This window comes from Halobellus ruber (assembly GCF_014212355.1).
Lineage (GTDB): Archaea > Halobacteriota > Halobacteria > Halobacteriales > Haloferacaceae > Haloquadratum > Haloquadratum rubrum.
Genome location: NZ_JACKXD010000006.1, coordinates 161396 through 181075 on the forward strand (window position 1 = coordinate 161396; position 19680 = coordinate 181075).

The following is a 19680-nucleotide window of genomic DNA, read 5'->3' on the forward strand; positions in this document are numbered from 1 at the left end:
CAACTCAGAGTGACGGGTTCACATCTCTTGAAGATAATCGTCCCACCACGCGTCGATGGTGTAACTGTCGCCGTAGAAGCCGTCAGGAACGGCCGACTCCCGCGCGGAGTCGTGGAGATACTCGTGGAACGCCTCCCCGTCGACGCCGATCTGGTCGGCGCTCTCGATCACGTCAGTATACAGATCGGGGTTCTGGTCGTACGTGACCATATCCGCCCACTGCTGTTGTTCGTCGCCCTCGATGTAGTTCACTTGGAGGTCGTGCTCGACGATGGCCGCCTCCTCCGGCGGATCGTCGGTGTAGGTGCCGAGGACCTCTTGATGGATTTGGCGGTTCCTGCGGACGAGGTCCCGGTACAGCGTCCGGGATTCCTCGGCGATGATGGTCCGGTTCTCCTCGGAGAGGCTCTTGAGCCACTCCACGCTGGCCCACTTCACGTCGTTGTGGATCGTCCACCGGTTGTGGACGCTCTCGCCCAGCGAGTCGGCCATGTTCCCGCCGTACGCGCACACCGGCGAGATTGCCGCCTCCATCCCGCCGACGACGCCGGTGCGAAGCCCCTGCAGGCTGTCGGCCCAGGAGACCGAAACCGGGTTCATACCCCACTCGCTGAGGGCGATCCCGGACACCTGGCTCCCGGTCCGCCGGCAGTCCATCCCTTCGACATCGGCTGGTGCTCTGTGGGCGGAGTCCTTGCTGTCCGACCTGTCCAGACCGATGTTGATCGACCGGAGCGTGGGCGCGTGCATCCACAGCGGGACGACGCCGAACTCCTGTGCGAACGGGACCCACCACTGCTCCCACGTCTCGGCCTTCTGGTGGACGTACCCGAGCGACTGTGGGCTCGGGAACGTGAACGGGAGCATCCAGATGTCGTTCATCGGGTAGAACTTCGTGGAGTTCCCGATCGAGGCGCTCCCGATCTCGACAGTTCCCTGCGAGACCTTCTCCGGACAGGTCAGTTCGCCACAGAGCTCTCCCTCGGCGACGTTGTCAACCTGGATGCGGCCGTCGGTCCGTTCTTCAACCCGCTTTTCGAACTCCCAGTGGCCGGACGGCTGTTCCCCGTTCCACGCGCTTCCCGGCGGGGACATCACACCACCGATCGTCAACTGAAGCTCCGGCTCCGACCCACCCGAGTTACTGTCGGTGTCGCCGCCGCTCGTCATTTCCTCCTCGCCGCCGCTTTCTTCAGTCGATCCTCCACCGCCACTGCCACCGCTTGAACAGCCGGCCAACCCGACTCCAACGGCGCTTGCTGTTCCGGCAGTCTTGAGTAGCTTTCGCCTGGATACGCCACTATCACGTGACATACACTCTGAACTATGTTACTCATTAATAAATATAGTGGAAAATGATAAATATAAATATACCGGATTACTGATATATAGCCGCCCCGTCGGGGCGTCTGCAAAAAGATTTATATAACAGTGTTCTGGAGAGGAACTGTGATGCAGACTACCGCAATAGTAATGAATGAACCTGGGAGAGTGGAACGACGGGAGATTGAAATTCCGGATCCGGGTCCGGACGACGTCCTTCTCCGCGTCGAACTCTCCGGAATCTGTGGGACCGACGTACATATGTACAACGGCGGAATGGATCTCGAGTTCCCCGTCGTTCCAGGACACGAGTTCGCGGGGACGATAAGGAACGTCGGAGAAAACGTCGAGGAAGACTCGAAGGGCGCCGAAATCGAGGAGGGCGACAACTTGGCGGTTGTTCCGGCGATGCCCGGCGGGAGCGACGACTGGTACGCCCGGAATATGCCCGGTCGGCCCCGGCTGAGCAAGGATCCCGACAGGTTCGGCTTCGACAACGTCGACGAGCAGTACGCCGGCGGGATGAGTCAACACGTCGTGTTGCCGCCGAAGGCCGCGTACTACCGCCTCCCCGACGGGATGGACGTGGAACTGGGCGCGCTGATCGAACCGCTGTCGGTCGGGATGCACGCCTTCGAGCGCTCGATGCAGCCGGGGATTCCGCACATACGCGAGGGGTTCGGCATCGGCCGGAGCGTCGCGGTGCAGGGTGCGGGTCCCGTGGGGCTCTTCGCAATCTGTTCGGCGAAGGCCGCGGGCGCCGGACAGATCATCGCGATCGACGCCATAGACGAACGCCTGAAGCTGGCCGAGGAGTTCGGCGCGACCGATCTCATCGACCTGACCGAGCACGACTCCGACGAACTGGTCACGACGGTCAAGCAGCTCACGAACGGAAACGTCGGCCCCGACGTCGTGATCGAGGCGGCCGGCGTTCCCCAGGCGATCAAACAAGGGCTGGAGCTCCCGCACGACGGCGGCACCTACGTCGAAGCCGGCCACTTCGCATACAACGGCGAGTGTGAAATCAACCCGACGCGGATCGTCCAGAAGGAACTGAACATCTACGGGAGCCTGGCGTATCCGCCGACCCAGTTCGAGTCCGCCATCGAACTGATCGACCAGCTCGAAGACGAGGTTCCGTTCCGGAAACTCTTCAACTACAAAACGACCTTCGAGAACGCCGAGGACGCATACGAGGCGCAGGAATCCGGCGAGGCGTACCGGGCGACGGTCCATCCCCACGGGTTCTGACACGGTTTACGGCACTGAAGTACAGTAGTGTCTCCAATCGAGTCGCATCCGATCGTCCACCGTCGCGCGATCGAGTGACTTGCAAACGCGACGATACGACTCCTCGCCTACGCGGGTCGGCAGTGAACGCTCCTCCTGTCGCCGGTGGTGGAACCCACGACGACGGCTCGGGTTCGGTTTACTCGTTTATTCCGGGATGGAACCCGACCAACTTCTCCCGGCTGAAGTGTTTCGTCGCGTATTTGATACCCTCCTTTCCTTTACCGCTGTCTTTGAACCCGCCGTAGGGCATGTGATCCGTCCGGAACCCGCTAACCGTGTTGATGTTGACACCGCCGGCGTCGATCCGGTCGGCGGCCTGTTTGGCGCGGTCGATATCCTGCGTGAACAGCCCGGCCTCCAGACCGTAGTTGGTGTTGTTGGCTTCCTCGATGGCTTCCTCGAAGCTGTCAACCGGAATCACGGGGATCACCGGTCCGAACACCTCCTCGGTCGCAGCAGGCATATCCGGAGTCACGTCCGACAGCACCGTCGGCTCGAAGACGCGATCACCGAGGTCACCGCCGTAGTTCCCGCCGTACTCCACTCTCGCACCCTGCTCGAGCGTCTCTTCAAACAGCTCGACGGTGCTCTCGAACTCGTCATCGGTGACCATCGCTCCGAGGTCAGTGTCCTCGTTGTGCGGATTCCCGACCGTGATGTCGGCAGCCGCGTCGACGACCTCCTCGATGAATTCGTCTTCGATGCTTTCCTCAACGAGCACACGCTCGACGCTGTTACACACCTGGCCGCCGTTTGAGCAGGCGCCGCCGACGACTTGCTCTGCGGCCGATTCGAGGTCGGTATCGTGCCAGACGATCGTGGGGTCGTTCCCGCCGAGCTCGAGGGTGATCTCCTTCATTCCGCTGTTGTCCGCGAGATACTTCCCCACAGCGGTTGAGCCGGTGAAGGATATCGCCTCGACCGCGTCGTGATCGAGGAAGACGTCACCCACGGTGGAGCCGCTGCCCGTCACGACGTTTATAAGCCCGTCAGGTGCTCCGACCTCCGCTGCGGCCTCGTCTAAACACTCGAAGAGCGCGATCGACGAGAGCGGGGTATCGGTCGCTGGCTTCCCGACAACGGCGTTTCCGGCCGCGAGTGCCGGGCCGACCTTGTGCGCCATCAGCATGATCGGGAAGTTGAACGGCGTGATGGCGGCGACGACCCCGAGCGGTTCCCGCTGGGTGAAACAGTGGTCCCGCGCCATTCCCTTCTGTGGATCCATCGGGACGTACTCCCCGAACTGCCGCTTGGCCTCCTCGGCCGACAATCGTAGCGTCTGGGCGGTCCTGTCGACCTCGTTTCTCGCTTCCGTGATCGGCTTTCCCTCCTCGCTTGTGACGATCTGGGCGATCTCCTCGAGCCGATCTTCGACACGATCGGCGGCCGCCGTGAGTAACTCGTAGCGGTCGTAGGCCGAAAGCGACGACGCGTCGACGGCCGCGTCCGCTGCTTCGATGGCTTCTGTCACCCTGTCCGCGCCGACGAGCGGGACCGATCCCACGACCGCCCCCTCGTACGGATGCCGTACCTCCGCCCGTTCCTCCGCACCGCTCCACACACCGTCGATAAGGATGTCCTTGTCCTGCTGACCTAGCTGCTCCAGTGACATACACCAAACTGATCACAGGTTGCGATATTTAAATCTTTGCGCGAAGCGTTCAAAATTCGACGGGAACCTCCCGCCAGTGGCTGATGGACGTCCAGCCGCGGTACCGGGCCGACAACTGATAACACATTTCGATAGTTCGAACGAACTGGTCACATTGAAACTACCCTCCGAGTTCGGCACGTCGTTCGTAGTGCTACATAGCCGTGTTACCCGGGTGGTTGGCCTCGACACATCGGACACCTCCGCGTTCGAATCACCCGAATGTTTATGATCGATTGCCTACTGTATCCGAGTATGAAATCAACGCGTTCCGAGCAAGAACACCCCTCCACGCTCTTAGACATAATCTCGGTGCTGGACCGCGAGGGACCGATGGGTGTGACGGAGGTAGCAGGGACACTCGACATCGCCAAGAGCACCGCCCACTACCACCTCAGTACGCTCCGACAGAACGGATTCGTCACGAAAGACGGGACGCGGTACGGGCTCGGACTCTCCTTTCTCAAGATGGGTCTGGAGACGCGTCGCCGGGAACCGCTGTTCGACGCGGCCAAGGAGGAGATCGACAAGTTGGCCGACGAGACCGGGGAGTTGGCGATCCTCTCGGTCGAACAGCGCGGGCTGGGGGTGTATCTGTACAAACGAGGCGGCTCCAACGCCCTCGATATCGATGCTCCGATCGGCGGGTCCGCGAGCTTACACAACCGCGCGCTCGGCAAAGCGATGCTGTCCCGGTACGATGAGGAACGGGTGGACGACATAATCGACCGCCACGGACTGCCGGAGACCGCCGAACGGACGATCACGTCGCGGGCGGAACTGAAGGACGCGTTGCGGAATGTCCGCGAGGAGGGTGTGGCGTTCAACCGCGAGGAGTCGATCGACGGGATCCACGGAGTGGGGGTTCCGATCACCACCGCTGAGGGTAATGTCCTCGGTGCGATCAGCGTCGCGGGACCGGCGAAACGGCTCAACGGCAGCCTGTTCAACGAGGACTTGCCCGACATTCTCTCCAGAGCACGGAACGTGATCGAGCTCAACCACCAGCACGGACACACCTACTGACGGCCGGCCCTCCGGGGTGCCACCGTCTCCGGACCCCCAGCGCGGATCCGACAGCGTAGGATATGCCGTTCTATTAATTCGAACGCAGACTTCGTATTGTGCCACGTATTGGTATCCGGATCCGAATTACTATTGGCATAACAAACGTACGCTCGTTATTGTAATTGCTGTATCCTCAAGTTCGCACAGCTCGCAGGCGCTGTTCGGCCCCCTCGAAGTGAAGTTCTGTCTACGGCGACGCCGACCTGTTCGTCACCGTGAGTGTCGAGTACAATCTGTCGGTCCGACTCCGAAGGGGATATGTCCACCCGCGGTGAGATGACCACAATGACCCATACGCCAACCGTCTACGTCACGCGCGAGATTCCCGAAGTCGGGCTCGAAACCCTCCGGGAACGGTACGAGGTCGTCGTCCGCACCGAGAAGTTGCCGCCGGATCAGGCGGAGGTTCGCGCCCGGTTGCGGAAACTCGATGCCGACGGGCTCGTCTGTCTCCTCTCCGACGACGTCGATGGCGACGTGCTCGATGCCTCACCCGACCTCTCGGTTGTCAGCACCTTCTCCGTGGGGTACGATCACATTGACCTCGCCGCAGCGGCCGAGCGGGGCATCGCCGTCGGCCACACGCCCGGCGTTCTCACCGAGACGACCGCGGACCTGACGTGGGCGCTGCTGCTTTCGTGTGCCCGCCGGACCGTCGAGGCCCACGCGTACGTCGAGGCCGGCGAGTGGGAGGTGTGGGGGCCGACGCTTTTGACCGGCGCCGACGTCCACGGATCCACCCTCGGGATCGTCGGGCTCGGGAAGATCGGAACCGCGGTCGCCCGCCGGACCGCTGGGTTCGGAATGGACGTGGTGTACACCGGCCCGAACCGCAAGCCCGGCCGCGAGGCCGAACTCGGAGACGTCGGCGTCGACGCCACCTACGTCGACCGGGATCGCCTCTTGGTCGACAGCGACGTCGTCTCGCTGCACGTCCCGCTGACCCAGGCAACGGAGGAGTGGATCGGCGAAGCGGAACTCCGGCGGATGGACGACGACGCGATCCTGCTCAACACCAGCCGCGGCGGGGTCGTCGACACCGACGCCTTGGACACCGCGCTGGAACGCGGGTGGATCGGCCGTGCGGGCCTCGACGTCACCGATCCCGAACCGCTGCCGGCCGAGCACCCACTCCTCCGGCACGCCCCGGAGCGGCTGGTGGTCACCCCGCACGTCGGAAGCGCCAGCGTCGGGACCAGAGACCGGATGGCGGAGATGGCCGCGGCGAACGTCGAGGCGGGCATCGAGGGGCGGGAGCTTCCGCACTCGGCGCTCCGCGATGCCGGGCTGAAGTGACGTTTCGATCCTCTTAGGGCGGGAAACCCACACGTTGCCGGATCCGCGGCCGGTGAACACGAGCCACACTCTGACGGATGATACGGCACAGTGGTTAGTCGTTTTTCGATTAAACACCAATTTTAAACACTACTAATTTTATTTATGTTTAGTTCGGGGACGGGCTCGGCGGAACCGTCCACAATCGAACGAGTGGAACCAACCTGCGGGCCGCATGCGGTCGGCCGCCGGATCCCGGTTCGGCTGACCGGACAGGAATAGCTGTGGATAACGAACGCTTCAGCGGCGATTTTTGATAACCTACGTAATAATTCGATGTCGACGACGCCGTATCCTTCGTCAACGACACTACGTGACTACAGCAAGTCAGCCAGGGACACGGATCCGATTGTAGGCGCGAGCAACGCCGAGACAATGATAAAAAGTATTGTATGAAAGGAAAATAATAAGAAAAACTACTTTAGTGCGCTGCCCAACAATCGTCGACGACCGGCTCGAGCACTCAGTGCTCACACGACACCAGCCGATCCGAACACTGCCGGAAACCCTCCTCACTCCGGGACCAGGAGCACCCGGAGGTCGTTGACGTTGGTGCCGGTCGTGCCGGTCCGGACGAGCGCTCCCCGCTCCTCCAGGTAGCCGTGTACGTCGTGTGCCGCGAGCGCTTCTCGGGCGCTGCGCCGGTCGTCGACGGTGTCGGGGTCGACGACCGCGCCCGCCGCGTCGGTCGGGCCGTCGCGGCCGTCGGTGTCGACGGCACAGCAGACCGTCCGGGCCGGAAGGTCGACCGCCGCCCGCAGCGCGAACTCCTGGTTCGGCCCGCCGGTCCCCCCGCTCTTGCCGACCGCGACGGTGGTCTCCCCGCCGGAGAGGATCGCCGCGGGCGGTTCGACGGGGTCGCCGCGTCGACGAACCTCCTCGGCGACCGCAACGTGGGTCACCGCGGCCGCCTGCGATGCGCCACGAACCGACGACGACAGGACGAGCGGCTCGAACCCGCGGTCCGCACACGCTTCCCGCGCGGCCCCGACCGCGGTGGCGTTGTTCGCGAGGACGTGGACCGACACGTCGTCGAAGGCCGGATCGTCGGCTGCGGGCGTCTCAGCGACCTCGCCGGCCGCGCCCCGTTCGAGGTGCTGCGTCACCGACTCCGGGGCGTCGACGTCGTACTCCGAGAGCACGGTCAGTGCGTCGTCGTAGCTCGTCGGGTCCGGGGAGATCGGGCCGCTTCCGACCACCGAGGGGTCGTCGGCGGTCACGTCGCTGAAGACGACACCGACAGTCGTCGCCGGTGTGAGCGCCCGGGCGAGGCGTCCGCCTTTCACCGCCGAGACGTGCTTCCGGACGGCGTTGATCCGGTCGATCGGCGCGCCCGAGCGGACTAAGACGTCGGTGAGCTCCCGGAGGTCGGCAAGTGTCACCCCCTCGACGGGCGCGGCGAGCAGCGCGCTACCCCCGCCGGTCACTGCGACCACGACGAGGGTGTCGCCGTCGGCCGCCCGGGCGCGCTCCAGCAGCCGGCGCGTGCCCTCGCGGTTGGGCTCGCTCGGGACGGGGTGGGTGCCTTCGACGACGTCGACGCCGTCGACGGGAACGGGGTCGTCAGTCACGACCACCCCGCCGGAGCGGGCCGGACCCAAGCGTTCGGGCAGGTGGCTCGCGACCCGACCCGCCGCGTTGCCGCCGCCGAGGAAAAGCACCTCGTCGTATGCCGCGAGGTCGTACGCGGCGTTGCCGACGGTGAGCCCCCCGTCCTTGACCCCGACGGCGTCCCGAAGGACGGTCCCCGGTCGGGCGGCGTCGATCCCGGCCGCGACGGCGTCGAGTACGACCTCCACCGCCGGGCTCCCGGCCCGGATGCTCCCTCGGTCGATCACGACTGCGTCTTCGGTCCCGAGGGGATAAAATCCGGTCCCGAACCGGGGTGCGGTCGACCGCATAAGCAAATTTATGTGCAGCTGGGTGGTACCGCGTGACATGACCATCGACGACTTCGCTCTCGCGGCCACGACCAACGATCTCACACGGGAGCCGGAGGCGCGTGGGGCGGCGGATCTCGTCGAATTCCGGATGGACAAGGCGACGGATCCGATCGCACAGCTGGAGGCCTACGACGGCGAGCTCCCGATCCTCGCCACCAACCGGAACCAGTGGTTCGGCGGGAAGGCCCGCGACGCCGGCCGGCTGGACGCCCTCTTTGCGGCCTCCCGGTTCGACGCCGTCGCGTACGTCGACATCGAACTCGAAACCGTCCGGGCGACGGAGTGGCTGACCGGGGAGTTCCGCGGGAACGACGTCGACCTCATCGTCTCCCACCACGACTTCGACGCGACGCCGGAGCGGGAGGTCCTGATGGCGATAATCGACCAGTGTGCGGACTACGGCGACGTCGCGAAGGTCGCGACGTTCCCGAACGACCCCTCGGACACCCTCACGCTTCTGGGCGCCCTCCACGAGGCGACGCAGGCCGGGATCGACGCCGCCGGGATCGCGATGGGCGAGCTCGGGAGCCACACCCGCGTCGTCGGCCACGTCTACGGCTCGAAGCTGGGCTACGCGCCGCTGGCGGACGACGAAAGCGAATACGCGCCCGGACAGTTCCCGTTGCGGACGCTCCGGGCGCTCGTCGACGCTACGCGGATCGACGGGGACGCGCCGGCCACTGAGGGGCTCGGCGACGACGTCTCGACACCTTCGGGGCTGTCGCTCCCGAACTGAGCGCGTCGCCGGCGTCGCAGGCGGGGCGGCTCAGCCCCGCGACCCGCCCGGAAGCGGCTCGATCAGTTCGAGGTCCTTCTCGGCGGCGACGGTCCGGAGCAGTTCCAACACTCCCTCGATCGTGCCGGCCTCCGCGGAGATCCCCAGCCGGGCGCTGGAGACGTCGGCGGTTCCCTCTGTCGCCGCGACCGCCAGATCCGTCACCGTCGCCGTCGTCGACCCGCGGATCCGCGAGAGCGTATCCGAGAGGTCGGTCTCGATGACGTGCCCCGACAGCACCACCGTGACCTCCTCGCTGTACCGCTCGGTGCCCGCCTGGATCACGTTGATCCCGGCCTCGCGGAGGTCGTCGATGATCCGCTCGAAGCGGTCCGGCGTCGCCTCCACGTCGACCTCGACCGGGATGTGGCCCCGCGGCGTGACGTTCCCCCGCTCGTGAAAGATCGACAGCAGGTTGCCGCCGTGGTCGGCGACCGGGCGGAGCGCCCGCAGCAACTCCCCGGGTTCGTCGACCAGCTCCAGTCGCAGCGTGTACGCGCGGACCTCCGTCTCGGCGTCACTCACGGGCCGTCCACCCCCGGGTCGACGCGTCCGCGTGCATATCCGATGTCGCGGACGGAACGGAAATAAAGATACTGTCGGGCGTGGCGACACGCACCGCGACCGACGCCGGGGTTAATCCGAGATGAACTTATTATCGCGCCAGTTCACGCCGTTCGACCCGCCCTCGCCCTGGGCGGGGTTCTCGACGACCTCGATGCTCGCGGGCCGTTCCTCGCCCTCCACGATCCGGTGGGCCGCGAGTTCGCCGTCGACCTCCGTGATCGCGGTGAGTGTCCCCTTCTCCGCACGGAGTGCGATCTCCCGGAGGACCAGAAACATCGGATACTGGAGCGCGGTGTTCTGTAGCACCGTCTCCCGGTCGCCCTTGAAGCACGCGAACTCGACGAGTTCGGAGGGGATCTCCTCCTCCTCCTCGTCCCACCGCGGCGCGCCGGCCCGCGGGGGCTCCTCCTCGTAGACGCGGTTTTCGGTGATGCTCGCCTTCAGTTGGGCGGTCGGGGTGTACTTGCTCAGATCGTCCTCGGCGGCGACGGCCTTGAGAATGAGCGTGTTGTTGCGGCGGGTCACCTCCACGTCGTCGACCTCGGGGGGCAGGTCCGGGTCACCGTTCAGATACTCTTCGACATCTTCCAGGGGCAGTTCCAGTGTCGAGTGAAGTCGGTATACGCGGCCTGACATAGTTATTGGGGGAGTGGTACCCGCGCGAAGCGGACGCGACGTGACGTCGGTACCTATCCAGTAGTAGGGACCCCGGGCTTATATGGCCTACCCTTCTATGATCAACGGTAACGGGGTCGGTTCCGCAGGGCAGCCGCTGTGGCGGACTCGATCGACCGTCCGCGACGGAGAAACGCTCCTCGACGCCGTGTGACCGGCGCAGGCCTTATCGGGCGTGAGCCGTGGCGGGGTCGCTACGCCGTCAGCGTCTCCTCGAGTTCCCCGCGTTCGTCGAGTTCGGCCAGAATGTCGCTGCCTCCGACGAACTCGCCGTCGACGAAGGTCTGCGGGATGGTCTCCCACCCGCTGTGTTCCTCCAGCGCCGCCCGGTACTCCGCGAGGGCGGGCAGCGTATCGACGGTCTCGAACTCCTCGACGTACTGTGAGATGAGGTTCACCGCGCGCTGGGAGTAGCCGCACTGCGGCATCAGCCGGTTGCCCTTCATAAACAGGACGACGTCGTTCGATTCGATGGCGTCGTCGACGGCCGCCTGTACCTCCTCGCTGCTCAGCTCCGATTCGGGCTGGAACGTCATACCACGATGTAGGGGATCGGCGGTCAAATGGGTTGCGTCCCGGCGCCGCCGATTCGGCCGCGTCTCGACGGCTGGCGCCCCGGGTCCCGGCTCAGTCGTTGCCGACGCGGACGACGTCGATGAGCGAGTACACCGGGACGTCCTCGATGGATTCGATGCCCTGCTTGTCGACGACGACGACACACGCCACCGGCCGGCCGCCCTCGGCGCGGATCGCGTCGATGGTCTCCCGCATCGTGGTCCCGGAGGTCACGATGTCGTCGACCACGTAGCAGTCCCGGTCGCGGATCCCCGCGAAGTTCCGGGAAAAGGAGCCGCCGAGGTCGTCGATGTCGCCCTCGTCCCACTGGTGTTTCGCGGGGGCGTACGACCCCAGATCCGTGTCGAGATCCTGGGACACCACCGTCGCGAGCGGGGCGCCCGCCTTCTCGATCCCGATGGTCAGGTCCACCTCCTCGCCCTGCTTCGAGAGGAGATCCGCCATCGCCCGGCCCACCTGCGTGAGCCGTCTGGAGTCGCGTCCGACCGCGCTCCAGTCGACGTGGATGTCGTGGGGACCGCCCCCGGACTCGGTCGGCTCCGCGGGGTCGGGCTCGGTCGCCGACTCGCCCGACCCGCCGCGGTCGACGAGCCAGCTCGCCGTCTCCCGGGAGACGTTCAGTTCGTCCGCGATCTCGCCTTTCGAGAGCCCCCGGTCGGCGAGCTCGGCGGCGCTCGCGATCAGGTCATCGACGTTCTTCATACTCGCTGAATTGCACGGCGGTTTTTATAGTGGTGTCGTCGTCCTCGAACGCGGCGGCCACCTCGTCGACGCCGTAGACCCCAGTCACCAGGCGGTCGAGGAACCACTCCGGGAACGCCGAAAGCGCCTCCGCGGCCGCCTCGAAGTGCTGTATCCGGGAGTTCACGCTGCCGACGAGCGCCTTGTTGTGCAACACCAACTCGCGGTGGAGCCGGCCGCCGTCGACCTCGAACTCCCACGGCTCGGGGACGCCTAGGAGGGCGCCGACCCCGTTCGGTGCCAGCGCGTCGATCGTCTCGAAGGCGTGTTTCGCATAGCCCGTCGCCTCGAACACCAAGTCGATCGGCTCGTGGGCCGCCGGGATCTCCGACACCGGCGTCTCCCGGGAGTCGACGTAGGTCGCACCCAACTCCTCGATGATCTCGATCGTCGGGTCGGGGCGGTCCCGACGGCCGAGGCAGTAGAGCCGGTCGTACCCCTCGACGTGTTTCAGGTACGCAAGCGTGAGCAGCCCCAGGCTCCCGTTGCCGAGCACCGCCGCGGACTCCGGTTCCCAGGTGAACGACGACCGCGAGGCGGTAGCGAGTTCGACCCCTTTCACCGCGATCGAGAGGGGTTCGACCAGGAACCCGACGTCGGCGAGCGCGGGCGGGACTTCGAGCAGGAACTCGGCGTCGGTCACGAAGTACTCCGACATGTATCCGTGCGCGCCGACGATCCCCCGCTCGTGGTACTTCCCGGCGGGGGCCATATCCGACTCGCCGCGCTCGAAGAACTCGTTGCGCTCGCCGCCGGGGGGCCGACGGAGCGTCGGGACGACGACGTCGCCCGCGGAAAACGCCGTCCCGCCGCCGTCCTCGACGACACCGACCGCCTCGTGGCCCAACACGAGGAAATCCTCGCCCGCCGGGAACTCGCCGTGGTTGCCGGCGATGACCTCGAAGTCGGTCCCGTCGACGCCGACCCGGAGCGTCCGCACCAGCACCTCGCCGGCGGCCGGCTCCGGCCGTTCCCGGTCGAGGACCGCCGGCTCGCCCCGTCCCCGCTCGACTGCGATGGTCTGCATACACCCACGTAGCCCCCGAGTCGATAAAAGATTTATTTCACATCGAGTTAATTACGCGGGTCACGCCTCGTCCAGGTCGTCGACGAGTTCGTTGCCGAGCCCGACGTACTCGGCGGGCGAGAGCCCCCGGAGCTCCGCGCGGACGTCGTCGTCCACGTCGAGGTCGTCGAAGAGGTCCCGGAAGTCCGCGAGCGTCACGTCCCGCCCGCGGGTGAGTTGCTTGACGCGCTCGTAGGCCTCGGTATCGCCTTCCCGGCGCAGGATCGTCTGGACCGCCTCGCCGATGAGCTCCGGGTGGGCGTCGAGGTCCTCGCGCATCACCACCTCGTTGGGCACGACCTTCCCGAGCCCCGCTTCGGTCTTCCCGTAGCCGACGAGACAGTGGGCGAACGCCGCGCCGACGTTGCGCTTCACCGTCGAGTCCGAGAGGTCCCGCTGGAGCCGGGAGGTGGTGACGTAGTCCGCGAGAAACTCCAGGTCCGAGTTGGCCTTCGAGAGGTTCCCCTCGGAGTTCTCGAAGTCGATCGGGTTCACCTTGTGCGGCATCGTCGAGGACCCGGTCTCGCCCTCGTCGGCCTCCTGGCCGAGGTAGCGATCCGAGACGTACAGCCAGACGTCGCGGTCGAGGTCCAGCAGGACGTTGTTGGCACCCCGCAGCGCGTCGAAGGTCGCCGCGAGGTCGTCGCAGGGGTTCACCTGCGTCGACAGGGCGGTGTGTTCGAGCCCCAGACCGGTCACGAACGACCGCGCGAACGCCCGCCAGTCGACGCCGGGGTAGGCGGCGACGTGGGCGGCGTAGGTGCCGGAGGCGCCCGCGAGCTTCCCGGAGAGGCTCCCCGTCGCGTCGGCGATCCGGCCCGTTGCGTTTCCGAGCCGCGCGGCGTACACCGCCATCTCCTTGCCGAACGTGGTCGGCGTCGCGGGCTGACCGTGGGTCCGGGCGAGCATCGGCGTGTCCCGGTACTCGTGGGCGAGGGCGACGAGTTCGTCGCGGACGGCCGCGAGCGCGGGGAGCAGCACCTCCTCGACGGCGGGGCCGATCAACAGTCTGTGGGCGAGGTTGTTCACGTCCTCGGAGGTCAGCCCGAAGTGGATCCACGGGTGGAGCCGCTCTTCACTCCGGGTCCGGAGGAAATACTCCACCGCTTTCACGTCGTGGTTCGTCGCGTCGTACCCCGCCGCCCCCTCGGTTTCGAGCCGCTTGATCAGCCGGGCGTCGTCGGCGTCGAACCCCTCGACGACCGCCCGGAGGTCGCTGCGTTCCTGGGGGGAAAGCGACAGCCGCGTGGCGTCGAGGTCGGCCAGCGCGATCAGGTACTCGACCTCGACGCGGAGCCGCGCGCGCATCAGCGCCGCCTCGCTGGCGTACGGTACGAGGGGTCCGGTGCGGCCCGCGTACCGCCCGTCGAGCGGCGAAACGGCCGCCAGCGGGTCCGAGCGCGGAATATCGTCCATACTTCAGGTGCCGCGGTGGATCAAAAAAGGGTGTCGGTAGCTGGGCTTACATCGCGTCGAACTGCTCGACATCACCCTGTGCGATCTCCCGGAGCCGTTCCTCGGACAGCATCTCCACGACGAACTCCGGCATCCCGTCGGGCAGGTCCGCCGGAACGGTCACCTCGCCGGCGTCCGCCCCGTCGCCGCGGGTCACACCGCCGTCGGTCGCCGTCTCCCGTTCGGTCAACCGGGCGACCGAGCGCTCGACCTCGGTGACCATCGCTGACTGTTCCTCGTTTGCAGCCGCCAGGTTCTCCACCTCCGTGGCGACCTGCTCCGCCCGTTCGGCGACCTCGTCGACCATCGCGGAGATCTCCTCCGCCGTCGCAGCCTGGTCGTCGGTGGCTTCGGAGACCTCGCCGATCCCGTCGGCGGCTTCCGCGGTCGCGTCGACGATGTCCGACAGGCTCCGCATACTCTCCTCGACACCGGTGATCCCGCGTGTCACCTGTTCTGTCATCTCGTTTAGACTGGCGGCGGTCTTCTCGGCGTCCGCCTGGATCTCCGATACCATCGCCTCGATCTCGGCGGCCTCCGACTGCGACTCCGTAGCGAGGGATTTGATTTCGTCGGCGACTACGCCGAACCCGTCGCCGGCCTCGCCCGCCCGGGCCGCCTCGATCGACGCGTTCAACGCCAGCAGATTCGTCTGGTCGGCGATCCCGTTGATGCTCTCGACGAACTCGTCGATCCGTTGGATCCGCCCTCGGAGGTCGTCCACGTCCGATCCCACGGCGTCAACCGTCCGGTGGATGTCGTCCATCACCGCGACGGCCTCGTCGGCCGACTCCTGTCCCTCCTGTGCCATCGCTCTCGCCCGCTCGCTGACCCTATCTACTTCCTCTGCGGTCGCGGCAACCTCCTCGACCGTCGCGGTGAGGCTCGATACCTCCGAACTCACCTCCTCAAGATTGTCCGACTGTTGTGCTGCGGCTTCGCTGATCTCGGTCGCGCTGTCGGTAACGTCGTCGGAGGTGTCTCGGAGTTCGTTGACGGGCTGTTCTATGTCCGACTCGACCTCCGACATCAGCCGGTCGTTTTCCCGTATCGCCGCCTCGAGCCGCTCGTTGTAGGAGTGAATGTACGTATCCGTGACCACCTGTATGTCCAGGTTTACGATCCGCAGTATCGACAGGATGTCCTCGATCACGTCGTCTACCTCCTCTCTCACGGCGGTTTCGAGGTCGTCGCGGAAGCAGTCGTCCGCCGTGCCGTCGACGCCATCCCCGCCCGCGGACCCGAGCCTGTCGGTCACCGACTCGACGAGTTCGTCACCGACGAGCGGCAGGATGAGGTCGTAGTATACCCCGTATTGTCCGAGGTAGTACTTCATCGGCATCTCCAACATGTCGTGGAGTTTGCCGATGCGGGCGCGTTCACGGAAGTACTCCTGCCCGTATGCCCCCTCGGCGAGCGTCGTCAGATACGCCGACTGGGTGCGCTTGAGCGCGTCGATCCCCTTCTCCGAGCGGCCGATCACCTCGACGGTCTCCTCGTAGTCGGTCAGGTTGTCGTAGAAGTCGTCTGCGACCTGTTCTGCGTTGTTCGCAAACACCTCCTCGTACCGTTGCAGGCGTCTGACGTCGTCCCGGTCGAACCCGATGAACTCCTTCCGCCACGCGATCTCCTCGTCGTCGAGTCCGATGTCGCTCACTAACGTCTCGACGTCCAACTGTTCGTTGAGTCTCCCGTTCCCGAAATCGTCCATCCCAAACTGCGTAACGTCGGACATTGCCGGAAGTCCAACTGACGGTGGGAAATAACTTCGCCTACGTTTATCAATATGGATTCTCGGGCGCACACGGACGCCGCCCACCACCACAACTGACTTACCACCCGCGGGCGGCGTCGAAGGTATGACTCGGATCGCGGGCTTGGCGAGCAACCGCGGGCGGAACCTCCTGCACATCGACGACGAACGTCCCGGCGGCGCGTCCCTCGCTGTGGTCCTCTCGGACCACGACGACGCGCCCGTTCTCGAGGCGGCGGCCGACCGCGGCATCCCGACGGAGACCGTCGAGCGCCGCGACGGGGAGGCCCGCGAGGCACACGACCGCCGGCTCGTCGACGCGCTGGCCGGCTACGACCTCGACCTCGTCTGTCTCGACGGCTATATGCGGATCCTCTCCCCGGAGTTCCTCGACAAGGTCCCCCCGACGCTCAACGTCCACCCCTCGCTGCTGCCGGCGTTTCCCGGCGACGACGCCCACGAACAGGTGCTCGACGCCGGCGTCCGCGTGACGGGGTGCACCGTCCACGTCGTGACCGAGACGGTCGACGACGGCCCGATCGTCACCCAGGAGGTCGTCCCCGTCTACGACGACGACGACGCCGCGGCGCTGAAACGCCGCGTCCTTCACGACGCAGAGTTCGCGGCGTACCCCCGCGCGATCAGGTGGTTCGCGGCGGATCGCGTCCGGATCGACGACGGGGTCGGCACCGGGGGTCCGACAGTCAGTATCGAGGGCGACGAGGCCGGCGACTTCCCCGAACGCCGCGTCGTCTCCGGCGACAGGGTGTCGGAACTCCGGTACGGCGAGAACCCACACCAGGCCGCGGCGGTCTACGCCGACGCCGGCAGCGAGGCGACCGGCGTGGTCGACGTCCCCCAGCTGAACGCGGGTGCAAAGGCGCTGTCGTACAACAACTACAACGACGCCGACGCCGCTCTCAACCTGATCCGCGAGTTCGACGGCCCCGCGGCGGCGGTCATCAAACACACGAACCCCGCGGGGTGTGCGACCGCCGACACCCTGGCCGACGCCTACGCCGACGCCCTGGCGACCGACGCGATGAGCGCGTTCGGCGGGATCGTCGGCTTGAACCGGCCCTGCGACGCCGATACCGCAGAGCGGATCGTCGACTCGTTCAAGGAGGTCGTCGTCGCGCCGGGCTACACCGACGCCGCCGTCGAGATCCTGGCCGACGAGGACGACCTGCGGGTGCTCGACGTGGGCGACCTCGACGGAGACGTTGCGGACCGCCTGACCGAGAAGCGGCTCGCGGGCGGGCGGCTGGTCCAGGAGCGGGACGGATGGGCGCCGACCCGCGAGGACCTGGAGGTGGTGACCGAGACCGCCCCCACCGACGAGCAGGTCGAGACGATGCTGTTCGCCTGGAAGGTGCTGAAACACGTCAAATCCAACGGGATCGTGCTCGCCGACGGCACCGAAACCGTCGGCGTCGGCGCGGGACAGGTCTCCCGGGTCGACGCCGTCAGGCTCGCCACGATGAAGGCCGACGAGCACGCGGAAGGGAAGGACGTCGAAGGTACCGTGCTGGCTTCCGACGCCTTCTTTCCGTTCCCCGACGGCGTCGAACGCGCCGCGGACGCGGGGGTCGAAGCCGTGATCCAACCCGGCGGGTCGGTCAACGACGACGACGTGATCGCCGCCTGCAACGACCGCGGGATGCCGATGGCGTTCACCGGCCGGCGGTGTTTCAGACACGATTGAGCGGAGCGAAATCCGTCTGAAACTCGCGGCAGAGCGAAGCGATGACGCGGCTTTCGACACGACCGAGGGGAGCGAGGGAGGGTCGGAAGTCAGTGAGACGAACGGAGTGAGTCTCACGCGATTTCAGACACGACCGAGGGGAGCGAGGGAGGGTCGGAAGTCAGTGAGACGAACGGAGTGAGTCTCACGCGATTTCAGACACGATTGCGGGCCGTCGTCGCCGGCCGCCGCCGAGGATAAGCCCCTCGTCGGCACCGACCTGGTACGTCATCGCGAAGTACTGCCGGATCTCCGGGCCGCCGACGGTCGTCGACTCCTCGTACCGTTTCGCCCGGATCGCCTCGGTCGCGCCGCCCGGCCCGCGGTTGCGGGCCAGCACGTCGATCCCCGCGTCCCGCGACGGCGGGCGAACGGTCGTGCGGTACCCCATCTCCTCCCAGAGGTCCGCGACGAACCGCTCGAAGCGGTACTCGTCCATCGACCGCAGCGTTCGGAGCGACGGCGCGAGCCCGTCGCCGTCGGATGCTATGTCTGCGGGTCGGCGGCGCCGTTCGGCGCGAAGCGACCAGTTCGGTATAGTAACGCGGTCAGCGTGTTCGGAGACAGAACCATCGGCGATATGAATACACTGTTCCCGGTCGGGGAGATGTCGGGAATACGCACCCACTGCGGTCGCGCCGTCTCCGACCCGCCCGGTCCGCCGGGGGAGCGGCCGATTAACTGTGGATCCCCATCGCCTCGATCTGTTCTTGATACCGGTTCCGAATGGTGACCTCGGTCACCTGGGCGACGTCGGCGACCTCGCGTTGGGTTTTCTTCTCGTTACACAGAAGCGACGCCGCGTAGATCGCCGCCGCCGCGAAGCCCGTCGGCGACTTCCCGGAGAGCAACCCCTTCTCGGCGGTCGTCTCGATTATCTCGTCGGCCTTCGACTGGACTTCCTTCGAGAGCTCGAGTTCCGAGCAGAACCGCGGGACGTACTTCTTGGGGTCGACCGGCTTCATCTCCAGGCCCAGCTCCTGGGAGATGTACCGGTAGGTCCGGCCGATCTCCTTGCGGTCGACGCGGGAGACCTCCGAAATCTCCTCGAGGGAGCGGGGAATGCCCTCCTTCCGGCACGCTGCATACAGTGCGGAGGTGGCGACCCCCTCGATGGAGCGGCCGCGGATGAGGTCCTCGTTGAGCGCGCGGCGGTAGATCACCGACGCGACCTCGCGGACGGACCGCGGCACACCCAGCGCCGAGGCCATCCGGTCGATCTCCGAGAGCGCGAACTGGAGGTTGCGTTCGCCCGCGTCCTTCGTCCGGATCCGCTCCTGCCACTTCCGCAACCGGTGCATCTGCGAGCGCTTCCGCGAGGAGATCGACCGGCCGTAGGCGTCTTTGTCCTTCCAATCGATCGTCGTCGTCAGCCCCTTATCGTGCATCGTCTGGGTCGTTGGCGCGCCCACACGGGACTTCTCCTGCCGCTCGGAGTGGTTGAACGCCCGCCACTCCGGCCCGGGATCGATCTGTTCTTCCTCGACGACGATCCCCGTCGGTTCGTGGATGAGTTCCCCATCACCCGTGCGGACGAGGTCTTCCTCGTCCATATCCTCGACGTCGATGTCGTCAGTTTCCTCGTCGGATTCCTCCTCGCGGTCGCCCTGCCACCGCGTCCTGTCGGCGTCCTGTTCCCGCTGGCGGGTGGGCCGTGTCATCGCATTTTTATATTCGACAACTGGACGGACTTAAACACTCCGCCGGCGTGC

17 protein-coding genes are annotated in these 19680 nt (G+C 66.0%); 5 read left to right on the top strand and 12 right to left on the bottom strand.

Annotated features, from left to right (window positions below):
* Positions 1-18 precede the first annotated feature (18 nt).
* A complete protein-coding gene (locus tag H5V44_RS15430; protein ID WP_185194025.1) occupies positions 19-1314 on the bottom strand; it encodes a TRAP transporter substrate-binding protein in 1296 nt (431 codons plus the stop codon).
* A 159-nt stretch (positions 1315-1473) separates the two neighbouring features.
* Between H5V44_RS15430 and H5V44_RS15435 the strand changes: the two genes are divergently transcribed.
* Complete coding sequence (locus H5V44_RS15435; RefSeq protein WP_185194026.1) at positions 1474-2577, top strand: zinc-dependent alcohol dehydrogenase; 1104 nt, start codon at positions 1474-1476, stop codon at positions 2575-2577.
* Between the two features lie 178 nt (positions 2578-2755).
* On the opposite strand, the gene H5V44_RS15440 is transcribed toward H5V44_RS15435, so the two are convergent.
* Complete coding sequence (locus H5V44_RS15440) at positions 2756-4231, bottom strand: aldehyde dehydrogenase family protein (RefSeq protein ID WP_185194027.1); 1476 nt, start codon at positions 4229-4231, stop codon at positions 2756-2758.
* A gap of 294 nt (positions 4232-4525) precedes the next feature.
* Between H5V44_RS15440 and H5V44_RS15445 the strand changes: the two genes are divergently transcribed.
* Positions 4526-5296 (top strand): IclR family transcriptional regulator, encoded by a 771-nt coding sequence (locus H5V44_RS15445; protein WP_185194028.1) that lies wholly within the window; start codon positions 4526-4528, stop codon positions 5294-5296.
* 327 nt (positions 5297-5623) lie between these two features.
* Entirely contained in the window at positions 5624-6634 is a 1011-nt protein-coding gene (locus H5V44_RS15450; RefSeq protein WP_185194029.1) for a 2-hydroxyacid dehydrogenase, read from the top strand.
* A 551-nt stretch (positions 6635-7185) separates the two neighbouring features.
* On the opposite strand, the gene H5V44_RS15455 is transcribed toward H5V44_RS15450, so the two are convergent.
* Positions 7186-8511 carry a glycerate kinase type-2 family protein gene (locus tag H5V44_RS15455; RefSeq protein WP_343067772.1) on the bottom strand — a complete coding sequence of 442 codons (1326 nt, stop codon included), beginning with the start codon at positions 8509-8511 and terminating at the stop codon, positions 7186-7188.
* 193 nt (positions 8512-8704) lie between these two features.
* On the opposite strand from H5V44_RS15455, the gene H5V44_RS15460 reads away from it, so the two are divergent.
* Entirely contained in the window at positions 8705-9352 is a 648-nt protein-coding gene (locus H5V44_RS15460; protein WP_246404048.1) for a type I 3-dehydroquinate dehydratase, read from the top strand.
* A gap of 30 nt (positions 9353-9382) precedes the next feature.
* On the opposite strand, the gene H5V44_RS15465 is transcribed toward H5V44_RS15460, so the two are convergent.
* The 7 genes from H5V44_RS15465 to H5V44_RS15495 all read right to left on the bottom strand — a co-directional run bounded on the left by H5V44_RS15465 (position 9383) and on the right by H5V44_RS15495 (position 16206).
* Positions 9383-9916 (bottom strand): amino acid-binding protein, encoded by a 534-nt coding sequence (locus H5V44_RS15465; RefSeq protein ID WP_185194032.1) that lies wholly within the window; start codon positions 9914-9916, stop codon positions 9383-9385.
* 111 nt (positions 9917-10027) lie between these two features.
* Complete coding sequence (locus tag H5V44_RS15470; RefSeq protein WP_185194033.1) at positions 10028-10594, bottom strand: DUF7110 family protein; 567 nt, start codon at positions 10592-10594, stop codon at positions 10028-10030.
* A gap of 233 nt (positions 10595-10827) precedes the next feature.
* Complete coding sequence (locus tag H5V44_RS15475; protein ID WP_185194034.1) at positions 10828-11169, bottom strand: glutaredoxin family protein; 342 nt, start codon at positions 11167-11169, stop codon at positions 10828-10830.
* A gap of 91 nt (positions 11170-11260) precedes the next feature.
* Positions 11261-11911 carry a transcriptional regulator GfcR gene (gfcR, locus tag H5V44_RS15480; RefSeq protein WP_185194035.1) on the bottom strand — a complete coding sequence of 217 codons (651 nt, stop codon included), beginning with the start codon at positions 11909-11911 and terminating at the stop codon, positions 11261-11263.
* The gene (locus tag H5V44_RS15485) at positions 11895-12977 is read right to left on the bottom strand and encodes a glucose 1-dehydrogenase (protein ID WP_185194036.1); all 1083 of its coding nucleotides are present in this window, start codon (positions 12975-12977) and stop codon (positions 11895-11897) included. Before H5V44_RS15485 ends, gfcR begins: the two co-directional genes overlap by 17 nt.
* A 60-nt stretch (positions 12978-13037) precedes the next feature.
* Positions 13038-14432: an adenylosuccinate lyase gene (gene purB, locus H5V44_RS15490; RefSeq protein ID WP_185194037.1), complete on the bottom strand. Its 1395-nt coding sequence runs from the start codon at positions 14430-14432 to the stop codon at positions 13038-13040.
* A 46-nt stretch (positions 14433-14478) separates the two neighbouring features.
* A complete protein-coding gene (locus H5V44_RS15495; RefSeq protein ID WP_185194038.1) occupies positions 14479-16206 on the bottom strand; it encodes a globin-coupled sensor protein in 1728 nt (575 codons plus the stop codon).
* Positions 16207-16330: 124 nt separating this feature from the next.
* Here H5V44_RS15495 and purN point away from each other — a divergent pair, with 124 nt between their 5' ends.
* Positions 16331-17929 carry a phosphoribosylglycinamide formyltransferase gene (gene purN / locus H5V44_RS15500; RefSeq protein WP_185194039.1) on the top strand — a complete coding sequence of 533 codons (1599 nt, stop codon included), beginning with the start codon at positions 16331-16333 and terminating at the stop codon, positions 17927-17929.
* A 184-nt stretch (positions 17930-18113) separates the two neighbouring features.
* On the opposite strand, the gene H5V44_RS15505 is transcribed toward purN, so the two are convergent.
* On the bottom strand, positions 18114-18407 hold the full coding sequence (locus H5V44_RS15505; protein WP_185194040.1) for a restriction endonuclease: 294 nt from the start codon (positions 18405-18407) through the stop codon (positions 18114-18116).
* Between the two features lie 238 nt (positions 18408-18645).
* Positions 18646-19629, bottom strand: coding sequence for a transcription initiation factor IIB (locus H5V44_RS15510; RefSeq protein WP_185194041.1), 984 nt, complete (start codon positions 19627-19629; stop codon positions 18646-18648).
* Positions 19630-19680 lie beyond the last annotated feature (51 nt).

Bases quoted from the DNA above. Each gene is read 5' to 3' on its own strand.
- H5V44_RS15430 (WP_185194025.1), bottom strand. From the start codon at position 1,314: ATGTCACGTGATAGTGGCGTATCCAGGCGAAAGCTACTCAAGACTGCC.
- H5V44_RS15435 (WP_185194026.1), top strand. From the start codon at position 1,474: ATGAATGAACCTGGGAGAGTGGAACGACGGGAGATTGAAATTCCGGAT.
- H5V44_RS15440 (WP_185194027.1), bottom strand. From the start codon at position 4,231: ATGTCACTGGAGCAGCTAGGTCAGCAGGACAAGGACATCCTTATCGAC.
- H5V44_RS15445 (WP_185194028.1), top strand. From the start codon at position 4,526: ATGAAATCAACGCGTTCCGAGCAAGAACACCCCTCCACGCTCTTAGAC.
- H5V44_RS15450 (WP_185194029.1), top strand. From the start codon at position 5,624: ATGACCCATACGCCAACCGTCTACGTCACGCGCGAGATTCCCGAAGTC.
- H5V44_RS15460 (WP_246404048.1), top strand. From the start codon at position 8,705: ATGGACAAGGCGACGGATCCGATCGCACAGCTGGAGGCCTACGACGGC.
- H5V44_RS15470 (WP_185194033.1), bottom strand. From the start codon at position 10,594: ATGTCAGGCCGCGTATACCGACTTCACTCGACACTGGAACTGCCCCTG.
- H5V44_RS15475 (WP_185194034.1), bottom strand. From the start codon at position 11,169: ATGACGTTCCAGCCCGAATCGGAGCTGAGCAGCGAGGAGGTACAGGCG.
- gfcR (WP_185194035.1), bottom strand. From the start codon at position 11,911: ATGAAGAACGTCGATGACCTGATCGCGAGCGCCGCCGAGCTCGCCGAC.
- H5V44_RS15485 (WP_185194036.1), bottom strand. From the start codon at position 12,977: ATGCAGACCATCGCAGTCGAGCGGGGACGGGGCGAGCCGGCGGTCCTC.
- purB (WP_185194037.1), bottom strand. From the start codon at position 14,432: ATGGACGATATTCCGCGCTCGGACCCGCTGGCGGCCGTTTCGCCGCTC.
- H5V44_RS15495 (WP_185194038.1), bottom strand. From the start codon at position 16,206: ATGTCCGACGTTACGCAGTTTGGGATGGACGATTTCGGGAACGGGAGA.
- purN (WP_185194039.1), top strand. From the start codon at position 16,331: ATGACTCGGATCGCGGGCTTGGCGAGCAACCGCGGGCGGAACCTCCTG.
- H5V44_RS15505 (WP_185194040.1), bottom strand. From the start codon at position 18,407: ATGGACGAGTACCGCTTCGAGCGGTTCGTCGCGGACCTCTGGGAGGAG.
- H5V44_RS15510 (WP_185194041.1), bottom strand. From the start codon at position 19,629: ATGACACGGCCCACCCGCCAGCGGGAACAGGACGCCGACAGGACGCGG.